Source organism: Oxalicibacterium sp., assembly GCF_057353965.1.
On record NZ_JBMQZD010000001.1, the window covers coordinates 323888 to 338711 of the forward strand.

At 59.8% G+C, this 14824-nt stretch carries 15 protein-coding genes and 3 tRNA genes; all 18 read right to left on the reverse strand.

Going from position 1 to position 14824, the window contains the following annotated elements; translation table 11 throughout:
• Window positions 1-4: 4 nt before the first annotated feature.
• Window positions 5-78: transfer RNA gene (locus ACO1VH_RS01625), tRNA-Cys, on the reverse strand.
• Between the two features lie 114 nt (window positions 79-192).
• A tRNA-Gly gene (locus tag ACO1VH_RS01630) sits at window positions 193-268 on the reverse strand.
• An 82-nt stretch (window positions 269-350) separates the two neighbouring features.
• Window positions 351-426, reverse strand: a tRNA-Gly gene (locus ACO1VH_RS01635).
• A 58-nt stretch (window positions 427-484) separates the two neighbouring features.
• Complete coding sequence (gene pgsA / locus ACO1VH_RS01640; protein ID WP_188419189.1) at window positions 485-1066, reverse strand: CDP-diacylglycerol--glycerol-3-phosphate 3-phosphatidyltransferase; 582 nt, start codon at window positions 1064-1066, stop codon at window positions 485-487.
• A gap of 52 nt (window positions 1067-1118) precedes the next feature.
• Complete coding sequence (gene uvrC, locus ACO1VH_RS01645) at window positions 1119-2984, reverse strand: excinuclease ABC subunit UvrC (protein WP_486241934.1); 1866 nt, start codon at window positions 2982-2984, stop codon at window positions 1119-1121.
• A gap of 27 nt (window positions 2985-3011) precedes the next feature.
• Window positions 3012-4070: a beta-N-acetylhexosaminidase gene (nagZ, locus tag ACO1VH_RS01650; RefSeq protein ID WP_486241935.1), complete on the reverse strand. Its 1059-nt coding sequence runs from the start codon at window positions 4068-4070 to the stop codon at window positions 3012-3014.
• A complete protein-coding gene (gene acpS, locus ACO1VH_RS01655; protein WP_486241936.1) occupies window positions 4067-4459 on the reverse strand; it encodes a holo-ACP synthase in 393 nt (130 codons plus the stop codon). The genes nagZ and acpS overlap by 4 nt, the downstream gene beginning before the upstream one ends.
• Complete coding sequence (pdxJ, locus tag ACO1VH_RS01660) at window positions 4456-5223, reverse strand: pyridoxine 5'-phosphate synthase (RefSeq protein WP_486241938.1); 768 nt, start codon at window positions 5221-5223, stop codon at window positions 4456-4458. The genes acpS and pdxJ overlap by 4 nt, the downstream gene beginning before the upstream one ends.
• A gap of 15 nt (window positions 5224-5238) precedes the next feature.
• Window positions 5239-6081: a DNA repair protein RecO gene (gene recO, locus ACO1VH_RS01665; RefSeq protein ID WP_486241940.1), complete on the reverse strand. Its 843-nt coding sequence runs from the start codon at window positions 6079-6081 to the stop codon at window positions 5239-5241.
• An 8-nt stretch (window positions 6082-6089) separates the two neighbouring features.
• A complete protein-coding gene (gene era, locus ACO1VH_RS01670; protein ID WP_486241941.1) occupies window positions 6090-6992 on the reverse strand; it encodes a GTPase Era in 903 nt (300 codons plus the stop codon).
• A complete protein-coding gene (rnc, locus tag ACO1VH_RS01675) occupies window positions 6989-7930 on the reverse strand; it encodes a ribonuclease III (protein WP_486241943.1) in 942 nt (313 codons plus the stop codon). The genes era and rnc overlap by 4 nt, the downstream gene beginning before the upstream one ends.
• A gap of 52 nt (window positions 7931-7982) precedes the next feature.
• On the reverse strand, window positions 7983-8354 hold the full coding sequence (locus tag ACO1VH_RS01680; protein WP_486241945.1) for a DUF4845 domain-containing protein: 372 nt from the start codon (window positions 8352-8354) through the stop codon (window positions 7983-7985).
• 21 nt (window positions 8355-8375) lie between these two features.
• Complete coding sequence (gene lepB / locus ACO1VH_RS01685) at window positions 8376-9287, reverse strand: signal peptidase I (protein WP_486241947.1); 912 nt, start codon at window positions 9285-9287, stop codon at window positions 8376-8378.
• Entirely contained in the window at window positions 9284-11077 is a 1794-nt protein-coding gene (lepA, locus tag ACO1VH_RS01690) for a translation elongation factor 4 (RefSeq protein WP_486241949.1), read from the reverse strand. Before lepA ends, lepB begins: the two co-directional genes overlap by 4 nt.
• Before the next feature lie 176 nt (window positions 11078-11253).
• Window positions 11254-11508, reverse strand: coding sequence for a glutaredoxin family protein (locus ACO1VH_RS01695; RefSeq protein ID WP_486241951.1), 255 nt, complete (start codon window positions 11506-11508; stop codon window positions 11254-11256).
• A gap of 84 nt (window positions 11509-11592) precedes the next feature.
• Window positions 11593-13086: a DegQ family serine endoprotease gene (locus ACO1VH_RS01700; RefSeq protein ID WP_486241953.1), complete on the reverse strand. Its 1494-nt coding sequence runs from the start codon at window positions 13084-13086 to the stop codon at window positions 11593-11595.
• 85 nt (window positions 13087-13171) lie between these two features.
• The gene (locus ACO1VH_RS01705; RefSeq protein WP_486241955.1) at window positions 13172-14185 is read right to left on the reverse strand and encodes a MucB/RseB C-terminal domain-containing protein; all 1014 of its coding nucleotides are present in this window, start codon (window positions 14183-14185) and stop codon (window positions 13172-13174) included.
• 5 nt (window positions 14186-14190) lie between these two features.
• Window positions 14191-14769: a sigma-E factor negative regulatory protein gene (locus ACO1VH_RS01710; protein ID WP_486241956.1), complete on the reverse strand. Its 579-nt coding sequence runs from the start codon at window positions 14767-14769 to the stop codon at window positions 14191-14193.
• Window positions 14770-14824 lie beyond the last annotated feature (55 nt).

Below are 14824 nucleotides of genomic sequence, written 5' to 3' on the forward strand. Positions count from 1 at the left end.
AAACTGGAGGCGGGGGTCGGAATTGAACCGGCGTCTACGGCTTTGCAGGCCGCTGCATAACCACTTTGCTACCCCGCCATGGGGCCGTATTGTACCGCAATTGACACATGCTGCTGCGGACAACCGATCGCTAAACTTTTACTGTCTGCGAATAAAAAAGGAAGCTGCATCAGCTTCCTTTTTTGGAAAATCTGGAGCGGGAGAAGAGTCTCGAACTCTCGACCTATACCTTGGCAAGGTATCGCTCTACCAACTGAGCTACTCCCGCATGTTGCTGCTGCGTCGATGGGATTGCATGCGCATCCATCTATCAAAAAAAGGAAGCTTTGCAGCTTCCTTCCAAGAAACCTTGGAGCGGGAGAAGAGTCTCGAACTCTCGACCTATACCTTGGCAAGGTATCGCTCTACCAACTGAGCTACTCCCGCATCGACAGGTGTGCATTATATAGAAATGCCTTGCCCTGTCAAGCAATCTTGCATGGCGTCAAAGCAAATTTCCGCCACTTTCCTTGATCAGCGGCCAGGCTTTTCGCAGGTAATAGAACATTGACCACACCGTCAGCACGGCCGCGATCAGCAGCAACCACTGGCCCCAGATCCGCGTATCGAGGCCGAAGAAATTGTCGTAATAAAGCAGCATCGGAATCGCCGTCATCTGCGCCATCGTCTTGATCTTGCCGAGCGAGCTGACGGCCACCGATTTCGATGCGCCGATCTGCGCCATCCATTCGCGCAACGCCGAAATCGTGATCTCGCGGCCGATAATGATGAAGGCGATCACCGCATTGACGCGGCCGAATTCGATCAGCACCAGCAAGGCGCCAGCCACCATCAGCTTGTCCGCCACCGGGTCGAGGAAGGCGCCGAAGGCCGAAGTCTGGTTCCAGCGCCGCGCGAGAAAACCATCTATCCAGTCCGTCAATGCCGCGACGATGAAGATCAGCGTGGAAGCAAGGCTCTTGTCGAATGGCCCCAGCCACGAATCGGGCAGGTACAGCACGCCGACCATCAGCGGAATCAGCGCCACGCGCAGCCAGGTAAGAAGAATAGGAATATTGACGGGCATATCGGACTTCAGTTTGATGGACAGGCACGATCCGCGATCGCGCACCCGTAATCTAATGCAATTGCCTGTAAATGTCTTCAGCCAATTGACGGGAAATGCCTTCGACCGACGCCAGCTCCTCGACGCTGGCATCCATCACGCCGCGCAATCCGCCGAAGCGCGCCAGCAATTTTTGCCGCCGCTTGGCGCCGACACCTTCGATTTCCTCCAGCCGCGAGGTCTGCCGTGCCTTGGCGCGCTTGGCGCGCATGCCAGTGATGGCGAAACGGTGCGCTTCGTCGCGGATCTGCGCGATCAGCATCAATGCGCCGGATTCCTTACCGAGTTCCTGCGGCGCACGGCCGTCGACGAACACCAGCGTTTCCAGCCCGACCTTGCGCCCCTCGCCTTTCGCCACGCCGACAATCAAGCTGATGTCCAGCCCCAGCTCGACGAATACCTGGCGCGCAATCTCGACCTGCCCTTTACCGCCGTCGATCAGCACGACGTCAGGCATCACGCCGTCGCCGTTCGCCACTTTTTCATAGCGGCGCGTCAACACCTGCCGCATCGCCGCGTAGTCGTCGCCGGGCGTGATGTCGTTGATGTTGTAGCGGCGGTATTCGCCGTTCTGCATCGCATGATGATGGAACACCACGCACGACGCCTGCGTCGCTTCGCCCTGCGTGTGGCTGATGTCGAAACATTCGACACGAAATGCATCGAGGTCCTCGACTTCAGTGCCGAGCGCCTCCACCAGCAAGCGCGTGCGCGTCTGCTGCGAGCCCTGCTCCGACAGCAGCCGCGCCAGCGCGATTTCCGCGCCCTTCTGCGCCATCTCCAGCCATTGCCGGCGCGATCCCTGCGGCTGGAAGATCAGATTGATGCGATGACCGCACTGCTCCATCAGCGCCAGCATCAATTCCGGCGCATCGACTTCGGTATTCAGGATCAGCGTCGATGGAATGAACTTGTCGATGTAGTGCTGCGCGAGAAAGGCTTTCATCACCTCCGCCGTCAGCGATTCCTCGGCGCCGGTCGGCGCGTTGTCCACGTGCGTCGGAAAATAGGCGCGGTCGCCGAGATGGCGGCCGCCGCGCACCATCGCCAGATTCACGCAGGCGCGGCCGCCATGCACGACGACGGCGATGATGTCGATGTCGGCATCGCCGACGGTTTCCATGCTCTGCTGATGCAGCACGCGCGACAATGCGGTGATCTGGTTGCGCACGGCCGCTGCCTGCTCGAACTTCAGTTCTTCCGCATAGGCCAGCATCTTGGCCTGCAAGGCCTCCAGCACTTCGCTTTGCCGGCCGCGCAGGAAACGCGCGGCGTTTTCCACGTCGGCCGCGTAATCTTCCTGCGAGACGAAACCGACGCACGGCGCACTGCAGCGATGAATCTGATGCAGCAGGCAGGGACGCGTGCGGTTGGCGTACACCGAATCCTCGCAGGTGCGCAGCAGGAATACCTTCTGCAGAATCTGCATCGATTCCTTGACCGCCCAGCCACTGGGGAATGGACCAAAGTACTGGTTCTTCTTGTCGACCGCGCCGCGGTAATAGGCCATGCGCGGAAACGCGTCGCCGGTGATCTTCAGATACGGATACGACTTGTCGTCGCGAAACAGGATGTTGTAGCGCGGCTGCTGCGTCTTGATCAGATTGTTTTCCAGCAGCAGCGCTTCGGCCTCGCTGCGCGTGACCGTGGTTTCCAGCCGCGCGATGCGTTCGACCATCAGGGCCGTGCGCGGGCTGGCGATGTTCTTCTGGAAGTAGCTGGAGACGCGCTTCTTCAGCTCACGCGCCTTGCCGACGTACAGCAGGTTGCCTTCCGCATCGTAATAGCGATAGACGCCCGGCAGATTCGGCAGCTTCGCCACCGTCTGCAGGATAGCTTCGCGCGGGTCTTGCGATTCGATGTCGGACGTCACGGTCATGCGTCTCCGTCGTTTCTCGTTTCCTTGCTAGCTGCGTGCCGATGCCAGCGTCAGAGCAGTTTTGCGCGCCGCCTGGTAACGCGGTTCGCGTTGCAGCGCATCCCAGTCGAGCGCCGACGCTTGCGGCGTCAGCGCAGCGATGCGTGCCGCCGAAGGCGAATTCATCCAGTCCTTGCCCGGCTTCAGTTCTGCCAGCAGGCTATCGGCCTTGTCCGGCGAATTGCAGATCAGAACCATGTCGCAGCCGGCATCCAGCGCCGCATTCGCACCCTCGACGACACTGCCTGCAACGCTCGCGCCTTCCATGCTGAGGTCATCGCTGAAGATGATGCCGTCAAAGCCGAAATCGCGGCGCAGCATCGTCAGCCATTTGCGTGAAAACCCGGCAGGATGTTTATCCACCTTCGGGTAGATCACGTGTGCCGGCATCACACCTGCAAGGCCAAGACCGAGCCAGTCGTATGGCGCTGCATCCTCGGCGAGAATGTCTTTCAGCTCACGCTCGTCGACCGGAATTTCCAAATGCGAATCGGCTTTCACGAAGCCGTGACCGGGAAAGTGCTTGCCGCAGTTCAGCATGCCTGCCAATGCAAGGCCGTGATTCAGACTCTTCGCCAGCAGGGCCACCACGCGCGCATCGCGATGGAAGGCTCGGTCGCCGATCACACCGGATTCGCCGTAATCCAGATCGAGGACTGGCGTGAATGACAGATCGACGCCGCAAGCGCGCAGTTCACCCGCCAGCACATAGCCGACATCAGTCGCCGCTTTGGTCGCCGCCAGCACGTCGCAATCCCACAATTCGCCGAGCTTGCGCATTGCCGGCAGATGCGTGAAGCCATCGGTCTTGAAGCGCTGCACGCGCCCGCCTTCGTGATCGACGGCGATCGGCAGACCGGGACGCGCATCGTGAATGGCTGACGTCAATGCCGTCAGTTGCGCGCGGTCACGATAGTTCCGCGCGAACAGGATCACGCCGCCGGTCAGCGGATGGCGGATGCGCCGAATGTCGTCATCATTCAGTTCGGTGCCGACCACGTCGAGCATGACGGGGCCAAGCTGCGCGTGCTTTACTGCTGTATTCATTTTTTCTCCACGATCACAAAGGCGACAGCGTATTCGGTCTCGTCGGTGATCGAGACCTGCGCCGTCAGTCCGTTATCCTGCATGTATTGTTCGAGCGCACCGCTGGTGACGACGATGGGCTTGCCGCTCGGCGCATTCAGCGTCTGCATCGCACGCCATGTCATCGGCATGTGGATGCCGAGGCCGATCGCTTTTGAGAATGCTTCCTTGGCGGCAAAGCGCGTCGCCAGAAATCGCAAGCCGCGTGCTTCCACTTTCGCCTTGCGGCGATGGTATTTCTGCAGCTCTTCCACACCGAGGATGCGTTCGGCAAAACGATCTCCGTAGCGGTCCAGAGCGGCCTGAATGCGATCGATCTGAATGATGTCGGTGCCGATACCGTAAATCACCGCACCAGCCCTTCCAATCGCGATGCGACCATGATGGCTTTCATCTCGCGCACCGCATTCTGCCAGCCGGCGAAGACGGCATGTGCGACGATTGCATGTCCGATGTTCAATTCGGCGATCTCCGGAATCGCGGCGATCGCCTGCACGTTCGTATAGTGCAGGCCATGGCCGGCGTTGACCTTCAAGCCGCGCAGCACGCCCTCACGCACGCCGGCTTCGATACGCTGCAGTTCGTCGCGCGCTTCGAGCTCTGCATGCGCATCGGCGTAACGGCCCGTATGCAGTTCGATGACCGGCGCACCAGCTTCGGCTGCAGCCTGAATCTGATCCGTATCGGCATCGATGAACAGGCTCACGCGTATGCCTTCGGCCTGCAACTGTTTCACAGCCGCGCTCACCTGCGTGAAGTAGCGGACGACATCCAGTCCGCCTTCGGTCGTCACTTCCTCGCGCCGCTCTGGCACCAGGCAGATATCCTGCGGCTTGATACGGCAGGCGAAGTCGATCATTTCCTGCGTCACCGCCGACTCCAGATTCATGCGTGTGCGCAGCTGCGGGCGGATTTTTTCGACGTCTGCATCCTTGATGTGCCGCCTGTCTTCGCGCAGGTGCAACGTGATCGCGTCCGCGCCGGCATCCTCTGCCAGCAGCGCAGCCTGCAGCGGATCGGGGTAGACCGTGCCGCGCGCATTGCGCAGCGTGGCGACGTGATCGATGTTGATGCCGAGTTCAAGCGTCGGATGATTCGGTTGCAGAAAGCTCATCGTTACGATGTCCTGTCAAAGCTGCAGCAGATCGATCAGGATCTGCCGCGTGTTCAAGGTGGCGCCATGCAGATGATGGGCAAGCAGAAAACGCATCAGAAACTTGCCCTGCGTTTGCGTAGCAGCATCCGCATAGTCTTCATTTTCCATATCCAGCAACGTCTTGCCGGACACACGCGGCCAGGTATCGGCGGCATACGCCGGGCGCGGCCCGCGTTCCGGATCGACGACATACATCTGCGCCGGATCGACCTTCTCGCCGCTCGCCGTACAACGCGTCCAGTCGGCCGCCACGCCGCACTCTTTCAGCAACAGGCGTTCGAACTTGCGCAGCACGACGGTGGCTGGCTCATCATGCGCCAACTGGTTCAATGCGCTGACGTAATGATCGAACAGCGCCGGATGAGGATCGTCGCGCGCCAGCAGCTTGACCAGCAGTTCGTTCAGGTAGAAGCCGCACAGCAAGGCGGACTTTTCCAGCGGCAGCAGGCCGCCTATCCATTCGGCGCCGGTCAGCGTGCGCACTTCCGCCCTGCCGCTCCACGAGACCGACAGCGGCTGGAAAGTCTGCAGCGCGCCGCGCAGTTTCGAATGCGGTCGCTTGGCGCCTTTCGCAATCAGCGCGACGCGGCCGTGATCGCGCGAGAAGACGTCGACGATCAGGCTGGTTTCCTTGTACGGGTAGCTGTGCAGCACGAAGCCGGGCTGTTCCGTAATGCGCGTTTCCTTTTCAGGCGGACGCGTGCGACGCACGGAAGTTTTCGCCGTTTTTATTTCCGTAGCGGAAACAGGCACAGGTGTCTCGCCGTCGTGCGGCACATCATGCAGAGAGGAATCGACAGCAGCGAGTCCGGCCATGGCGGAATCTATTCGTAGCCGTAGGCGCGCAGACCGGCTTCGTTGTCGGCCCAGCCCGATTTGACCTTGACCCAGATTTCCAGATACACCGGGCCGCCGAACAGGCGCTCCATGTCCAGTCGCGCCTGCGTGGAAATTTCCTTCAGCTTCGCACCACGCGAACCGATCACCATCGCCTTGTGCATATCGCGCTCGACCAGGATGGCGGCGAACACGCGCCGCAAGTTGCCCTCCTGCTCGAACTGCTCGATGACGACGGTGCTGGTGTACGGCAATTCCTCGCCGACGAAACGGAACACTTTCTCGCGCACAATCTCGGCCGCGAGGAATTTTTCGCTGCGGTCGGTGATGTCGTCTTCGTCGAAGACCGGCGGATTTTCGGGCAGATACTTGCGAATTTCGTCCTGCAGGATGCCGAGCTGAAAACGCTGCTTGGCCGACACCGGCACCACTGCAGCAAAATCGCGCTTCGCGGCGACCTGCTGCGCGAACGGCATCAGCGCCGCCTTGTCCTTGACGCGATCCGACTTGTTGAGCACGAGGATGCACGGCACCTTGGCCGGCAGCAGATCGATCACCTGCTGATCAGCCTGGCCGAAAGTGCCTGCCTCGACGACGTAAAGAATCACGTCGGCCGCCGTCAGCGTGGTCGTGACGGTGCGGTTCAGCGTGCGGTTCAGCGCATTCGAATGGCGCGTCTGGAAGCCCGGTGTATCGACGTAGACGAATTGCGCGTCGTCAGTCGTCTGGATGCCGGTGATGCGGTGCCGCGTGGTCTGCGCCTTGCGCGACGTGATGCTGACCTTGGCGCCGATCAGCTCGTTCATCAGCGTGGATTTGCCGACATTGGGACGGCCGACGATGGCGATGTAGCCGCACCGGAATGTAGATTGCGCTGCGGATTCGGTCATGCAGTTTTGGAATGGGAAACGGTTGAGGAAGCATCGGACTTGTCCGTCGCTTCCGGTTGTTCGGCGATCAGGCTCTTCTGGCTGCCGTCTTCCACCGGAGGCGGAACCTTGGCTTCAGGCTTGACAGCAGCCTTCGGCTCGGCCTTGGCTTTCGCCGGCTTGGCGGCATCGTCCTGTGGCGCATCGGGTTGTACGGTTGCAATCCCGGCCAGCTTCAGCTGCGCCGTGCGCGGCCGGCTCTTGCGGCTGCCGGCCGGCGACTTCGCGAGTGCGGTCTGCACCGCCTCCAGCGCCAGCTTGGCTGCGGCCTGCTCGCCGGCGCGGCGGCTGCCGCCGGTGCCGAACACCTGGATATCCAGTTTGGGCACCAGGCATTCGATCTCGAACTCCTGGTTGTGCGCGGCGCCATGCGTGGCGACGACGTTGTACTGCGGCAGCGGAATCTTCTTGCCCTGCAGGAATTCCTGCAACAGCGTCTTGGCATCCTTGCCCAGCGTCTTCGGATCGACGGTATCGAGAATGGGAATATACAGCGCGCGGATCACGTCGCGCGCCACATCGAATCCGGCATCGAGGAAAATCGCGCCGAACAGCGCTTCCAGCGTATCGGCCAGAATGGACGGGCGACGGAAGCCGCCCGATTTCAATTCGCCCTCGCCCAGCCGCAGGAACTGCGACAGTTCCAGCCGCTGCGCGATCTCATACAGCGACTGCTGCTTGACGAGATTGGCGCGCAGACGCGACAAATCGCCTTCGTCTATCTTTGTGTAGCGGTCGAACAGCAGCGAGGCCACCACGCAGTTCAGGATGGAGTCGCCGAGGAATTCCAGCCGCTCGTTATGCACGCCGCTGTGGCTGCGATGCGTCAATGCCTGCTGCAGCAGGACTGCATCCTTGAATGTGTGGCCTAGCCGGGTTTGCAATAACGTTACATCCATTTTCTATCGCTTCGAACTCTCTTCGCCGGCCCCATGACGCGGCAGTTGTCGGCTACCGATCCGTCGTGGAGCCCGCATAGTCGATCAGCAGGCTGACCGGACCGACGAGCGGAATCACCTTCTGATATGCAAAGCTGATTTCCGCATCGTCGCCATTCTTGACGATCGTCAGATCCTTGCCGTCGATCGCATCGATATAGCCGACTTCCGCCTGCCGGTTGAAGGCGGCACGCATTTCGGGAATCGATCCGCCCTCCGCCTTGATGCTGGCGATGGCCTTCTTGATCGACATGTATTCGGTAAATGTCGGCACTACCTTCATCGCCATCACGGCAATGAATCCCACGATTGCCAGCAACACGATCAAGCCTGTCAGGGACAAGCCCTGCTGGTTGCGACGGACGCGAGACGACAATGCCACCATGACTATGCTCCCTGATCGTAATTATTGAAAGCTGCCGATACGGCCGATACTGCCCAGGTTCATCCAGATGAAAAATGCCTTTCCGACAATATTTCCATCCGGCACGAAGCCCCAGTAGCGGCTGTCCAGACTGTTATCCCGATTATCACCCATCATGAAATATTGTCCAGCGGGGACCTTGCAGGTGAATCCGTCGGCATCGTAATGGCACAACTCGCGGTTCGGGAAATCATGCGGATTCGGCACGTAGGCCGGCGCGCGCGGATTGATCAGGATGCCATGGTTCACGCCGTTCAGTTTTTCGGTGTAGTGCTTCGAATAACTCAGCGTTTCTTCATCCAGGTAGTCCGACAGCGGCTTGTAGCTGACCGGCTTGCCGTTGACGATCAGGCGCTTGTCGCGATAGACGACCGTGTCTCCCGGCACGCCGACCACGCGCTTGATGTAATCCAGCGACGGATTTTCCGGATACTTGAAGACCATTACGTCACCGCGTTGCGGATCGTTGATCTCGATGATCTTCTTGTTGATGATCGGCAGGCGGATGCCGTAGGTGTACTTGTTGACGAGGATCAGGTCGCCCACTTCCAGCGTCGGCAGCATCGACGTCGACGGAATCTTGAACGGTTCGTACAGGAAGGAACGCAGCACGAACACCAGCAGGATCACCGGAAAGAAACTGCCCGAATATTCGATCCATGTCGGCTGGCGCGTCAGGCTGGCCTGCAGCGCAGCACGGCCGCTATTGTCCGCCTTGATGCCGTCGCCGGCCAGCTTCGCCTGGCGCGCATCGAATTCGGCCAGCACCGCATCGGCGCGTGCGCGGCGCTTCTTCGCCAGATAGAGCTTGTCGAGAAACCAGATGATGCCCGTGACGACAGTCAGGACGAACAGGATCAGCGAGAAATTGCCGAGAATGTCTTGCAATGTCATTTTTCTTCCACTTGTAGGATGGCAAGGAAGGCTTCCTGCGGAATCTCCACCGAGCCAACCTGTTTCATGCGTTTCTTGCCAGCCTTCTGTTTTTCCAGCAGCTTGCGCTTACGAGTGATATCGCCGCCGTAGCACTTGGCGAGCACGTTCTTGCGCATCGCCTTGACGTTTTCACGCGAAATGATGTTGGAGCCGATCGCCGCCTGGATCGCGACGTCGAACATCTGGCGTGGAATCAGTTCGCGCATCTTGGCCGCCACCGCGCGCCCGCGAAACTGGCTGTTGGCGCGGTGCACGATGATTGCCAGCGCATCGACCTTCTCGCTGTTGATCAGCATGTCGACCTTGACGACGTCGGAAGCGCGGTATTCCTTGAACTCGTAGTCCATCGACGCATAGCCGCGCGACGTGGACTTCAGCTTGTCGAAGAAGTCGAGCACGATCTCCGCCATCGGCATGTCGTACACCAGCTTGACCTGCTTGCCGTGGTAGCTCATGTCCATCTGGATGCCGCGCTTCTGCGTGCACAGCGTGATGACCGAGCCGACGTATTCCTGCGGCATGTACAGGTTGACGGTGACGATGGGCTCGCGGATCTCGTCGATCTTCGACGGATCGGGCATTTTCGACGGATTGTCGACCATGATCATGGTGCCGTCGCGCTGCAGGACCTCATAGATGACGGTCGGCGCAGTCGTGATCAGGTCCATGTCGAACTCGCGTTCGAGACGCTCCTGCACGATTTCCATGTGCAGCAAGCCGAGGAAGCCGCAGCGGAAGCCGAAGCCGAGCGCCTGCGACACTTCGGGCTCGAACATCAGCGCCGCATCGTTCAACTTGAGCTTTTCCAGCGAGTCGCGCAATGCGTCGTACTGGTTCGCCTCGACCGGGAACAGGCCGGCAAAGACCTGCGGCTGCACTTCCTTGAAACCGGGCAATGGCTCGGGTGCCGGCTGGCTGACCAGCGTGACGGTATCGCCGACCTTCGCGGCTTTCAGTTCCTTGATGCCGGCGATGATGAAGCCCACCTGGCCCGCAGTCAGCGCATCGCGCGCGACCGATTTCGGCGTGAAGACGCCAACGCTTTCCACCAGATGCGTCGATTCGGTCGCCATCAGGCGAATCTTGTCCTTCGGACGCAAGGTGCCGTTCTTCACGCGCACCAGCATCACGACGCCGACGTAGTTGTCGAACCAGGAATCGACGATCAGCGCCTGCAGCGGCGCATCGGGATCGCCTTGCGGCGGCGGCACCTTCGCAATCAGCGATTCCAGCACATCTGCCACGCCGAGGCCGGTCTTGGCCGAGCAATGCACCGCGTCGCTGGCGTCGATGCCGATCACTTCCTCGATCTCGCCGCTGGCGCGATCCGGGTCGGCCGACGGCAGATCGATCTTGTTCAGCACCGGCACGACTTCCACTCCCAGATCGAGCGCGGTATAACAGTTCGCCACCGTCTGCGCCTCGACGCCTTGCGACGCATCGACCACCAGCAGCGCGCCTTCGCAGGCCGACAGCGAACGGCTGACTTCGTAGCTGAAATCGACGTGTCCCGGCGTATCGATCAGGTTCAGGTTGTACACCTGGCCGTCCTTCGCCTTGTAGGTCAGCGCGGCGGTTTGTGCCTTGATGGTGATGCCGCGCTCGCGCTCGATGTCCATCGAATCGAGGACCTGTGCTTCCATCTCGCGATCCGACAGACCGCCGCACAACTGGATGATGCGATCGGCGAGCGTCGATTTGCCATGGTCGATATGGGCGATGATGGAAAAATTGCGGATGTTGTTCATTAACCGGATGACAATTACAAAAAAAGCGCTCCGTGCGGGGTTGCCCCCGGAGGCGAGCGCCTTGTTACAGAGGATGACGGCCCCGGCATTCTACCGGATTTCAGAGGGGAAAGCCGGTAATTCACCATCCGGATGTTTCCATTGCAACAACGATTGGACTCATGTCGGCAGGCGCTTCATTCACCCACCAGAAAAGCGCGTACCGCCGCCTCATCCAGAAAATAGTGGCAAAGCTGCTGATCTGGTCCGTTATCCCGGCTGGCAGTCAACACCGGCACCAGTTCGTCATAGCGTGCGACCAATGCTTCGTCGGCATCCACGTCGACGACGTCGATCGCATGAGGCTCGGCAATCATCAAGGCCGACAGGGCCGACAACATGTCGTCGCACAAATGGCAATAGGCGCGCGAATACAGTGTGAAGCGAATCACGACGTCATCCCAGCTGCACCACGGGTACAAACGCAAAAAAGGCTGCCGCCTTGCGGCAAGCAGCCTTTCCGATCATTGCCGGCATCATTGTGCAGGCTTGACCGTCACGAATTGCGAAGAATCGCCACGACGCACCAGCAGCAGCACAGTCTTCTTCGGCTCCAGCTTGGCAACCACAGCGTTGAACTGGCTGACATCCTTGATATCGGTATTGTTCACGCGCAGCACGATGTCACCGGCACGCAGGCCGGAACGGGCTGCCGCGCCTTCCGACGCTTCGATCAGCACACCGCCGTCGATCTTCAGTTCGCTCAACTGTGAGGCGTTCAGATCCGAAACTGCCAGGCCCAACGCATTAGGCTTCTGCGGAGCTTTCGGTTTCTTCTGCGGCGCAGCGCTGGCTTCATCTGCTTCCAGCTCTCCGATCGTCAACGTCAAATCGCGCGTCGCACCTTTGCGCCAGACGGTCAGCGTCGCCTTGGTACCCGGCTTGGTGCCACCCACCAGACGCGGCAGATCGCTGGAACGCTCGATCGTCGCACCGTTGTACTTCAGGATCACGTCACCTACTTCGACGCCACCCTTTTCCGCAGGGCTGCCGGGCTCGACACGCTGGACCATCGAACCTTCCGTGTGCTTCAATCCCAGCGATTCGGCCACGTCCTTCGTCACTTCGCCGATCTGCACGCCGATACGGCCACGCGTCACCTTGCCTGTGGTGCGCAATTGATCGGCCACGCGCATCGCTTCATCAATCGGCACTGCAAACGAAATGCCCATGTAGCCACCCGAGCGGCTGTAAATCTGCGAATTGATGCCGATCACTTCGCCGCGCATATTGATCAACGGGCCACCCGAGTTGCCAGGATTGACGGCGACATCGGTCTGGATCAGCGGCAGGTACTCACCGGTATCGCGCGCCTTCGCAGAAACAATGCCGGCCGTCACCGTGTTGTCGAGTCCGAAAGGTGAACCGATCGCGATCACCCATTCGCCGACGCGGATCTTGTCCGAATCGCCCATCGTCAGTCGCGGCAGGTTGCTGCCGTCGATCTTCACGATGGCGACGTCGGTACGCTTGTCTGCACCGATGATCTTGGCCTTGAATTCACGCTTGTCGGTCAGCGTCACATAGACTTCGTCCGCACCATCGACGACATGCGCGTTCGTCATCACGTAACCATCAGGCGAAATGATGAAACCGGAGCCCACGCCACGCGGCACTTCTTCCTCTGTTTCCGGAGCAGGCGTCTGCTTGCGGCCACGCGGCGACGGTTGCGTCGGCGGGATCGGCACACCGAAGAAACGGCGGAAGAATTCCTGCATTTCCTCATCCTGCGTGATGTCGCCGCCCTGACTGATCTTCGCGCGCTCGGTGGTGCGAATGTTGACGACAGCATTGCCGGTCTTTTCAACCAGCGCAGCGAAGTCCGGCAAGGCCGCGACCGTTGGCGCCACTACCGCCGGCGCGGACGAAGCTGCCGGCGTCGCGGCATTCGCAGTAACGGAAATGAGGAAAGCGCCGGCGATTCCGACCAGCACGGCAGAAAGTTTTTTCTGAACAGGGATCGTTTTCATACACTTACTTGCAAAAGCAAAGATGGGATGAGAAAAATCAGCGGGATGAATCAAAAGGAAATCGAAAAGGGATATCCGAGGAATCTCAGCGGGATTTGAGCTCGATGGAATTGGCAACCTGGCGGATCGCCGCGGCCGGCACCTCACCAACCACCGTCAGCCAGTAATCACCCTGACGTTTGCCGATGATGTTCATCGCACCCTGCTGCATCGATCCTTCGGTGCGGCTTTGCGAGCCGGCTTCGATGAAGACGGAAATCGCTGCCAAACCGTCGGAATAGACAATCTGCGACACCTCGCGCTGCGTCGGCGCGGTGTTGTCGCCGGTGGTATCCGTGATCAGGCGCTTCATCTCGCGCACCTTCCTGAAACCCGGCGGCACGCCCTTGACGGACCATTCCGACAGATCGGCATCCTGCATGACCGCATTCTCGACACGCCAGCCATGCGTATCCTTGAAGCTGGGCTTGGCCTGGTTCGCATCCACATGGCCGATCACGATCTGCGTGAAGGCGATCTGCTCGACCACGTCGTTCTTGTCGTTCAGCGTCTGCGCTTTCAGCAGCAGACCGGTGTTCTTTTCGGCCCACAGCTTGTAGCCGTAGCGCAGCTTGTCCTTGGGCTCCAGCACGATCGCCTGGCAGTCGTAGCCTGCGACGCGTCCCGTCTCGCCCTTCTTCATTTCGTAATGCGCAGCCAGGTCATCCGGATTGGCGCCGAGGATAGCCGGAAAGACATCCTTGTTGACGCGCTTCTCTACCCGGATGGATTTGCTCTCCGGGACGTAGCAGGCGATTTCCTCGTTGTTACGAATGTATTCGCGCGGCTTGCCGTCGAGAATTTCCAGTTTCTCGAGTTCGTTCCTGCCGTTCAGAATATGCGTGATGCGCGACGTGCGCACCTGATTGCCCTGCTGATAAACGAAGGTACCCGAGTAATTCAGCTTCTGCGCAGACGACTGAATTTTCTTCAGCCAGGTCTGCGTGTCATGCGAATTGTGCGAATCAACATTCGGCTCGGTGCCTTGTGCATGGGATGCAAACGCAATGAAGCTGGAGCAAAGTACGACGAATCTGAAGAATCCCAATGTTTGCCGCATATCAGTTACTTGTCCGAATCAACAGCAAACGTAGCCGAACGGGCGTATTGCGCAGTGCTGTACACAGAAGGAGAAAAACGCTGATGCGCCAGCAGGTATTCGTCGATGCGCGGATCGCGCAGCACTTCGCCTTCCTGGCTGGCGACCGTCACCGTTTCCGGCGCAGCGGATGCCACGGCAGGAGCAGGAGCCGATGCCAGTGTCGGCGCGGCATTCTGGTTCTGCGTCATCATCTGCGGCACGGTCAGGAAAGCCGCCACGGCGACTGCCGCTGCAGCCATGCCCGGCATCGCGAAGCGGCGCAGCGGCGATACATCCCTTGCAACCACAACACGCTTGTCGGCCGGCACCATGATGGTCGGCTCCGCTTCCAGTCGCGCAAACATGCGCGTATTGAAATCGGCGCTCAAGCGCACGTTCAGTTCATCGGAACGCAGGGCATCACCCGCCTGATGGTAAAGATTCCATGCATCGCGGCCCTCGTCCTGGCGCAAAGCGGCCAGAACGACGTCGAGATGCCCGTCAGGCAACTCGCCATCGGCAAAGGCAGAAATCTGTTCCCGCGTCATATTCGTCGTATTCATCACAACCCCGAAAAAATTAAGGCTACCCCTGTATTTAGCAAAAAAACGCTTCTTT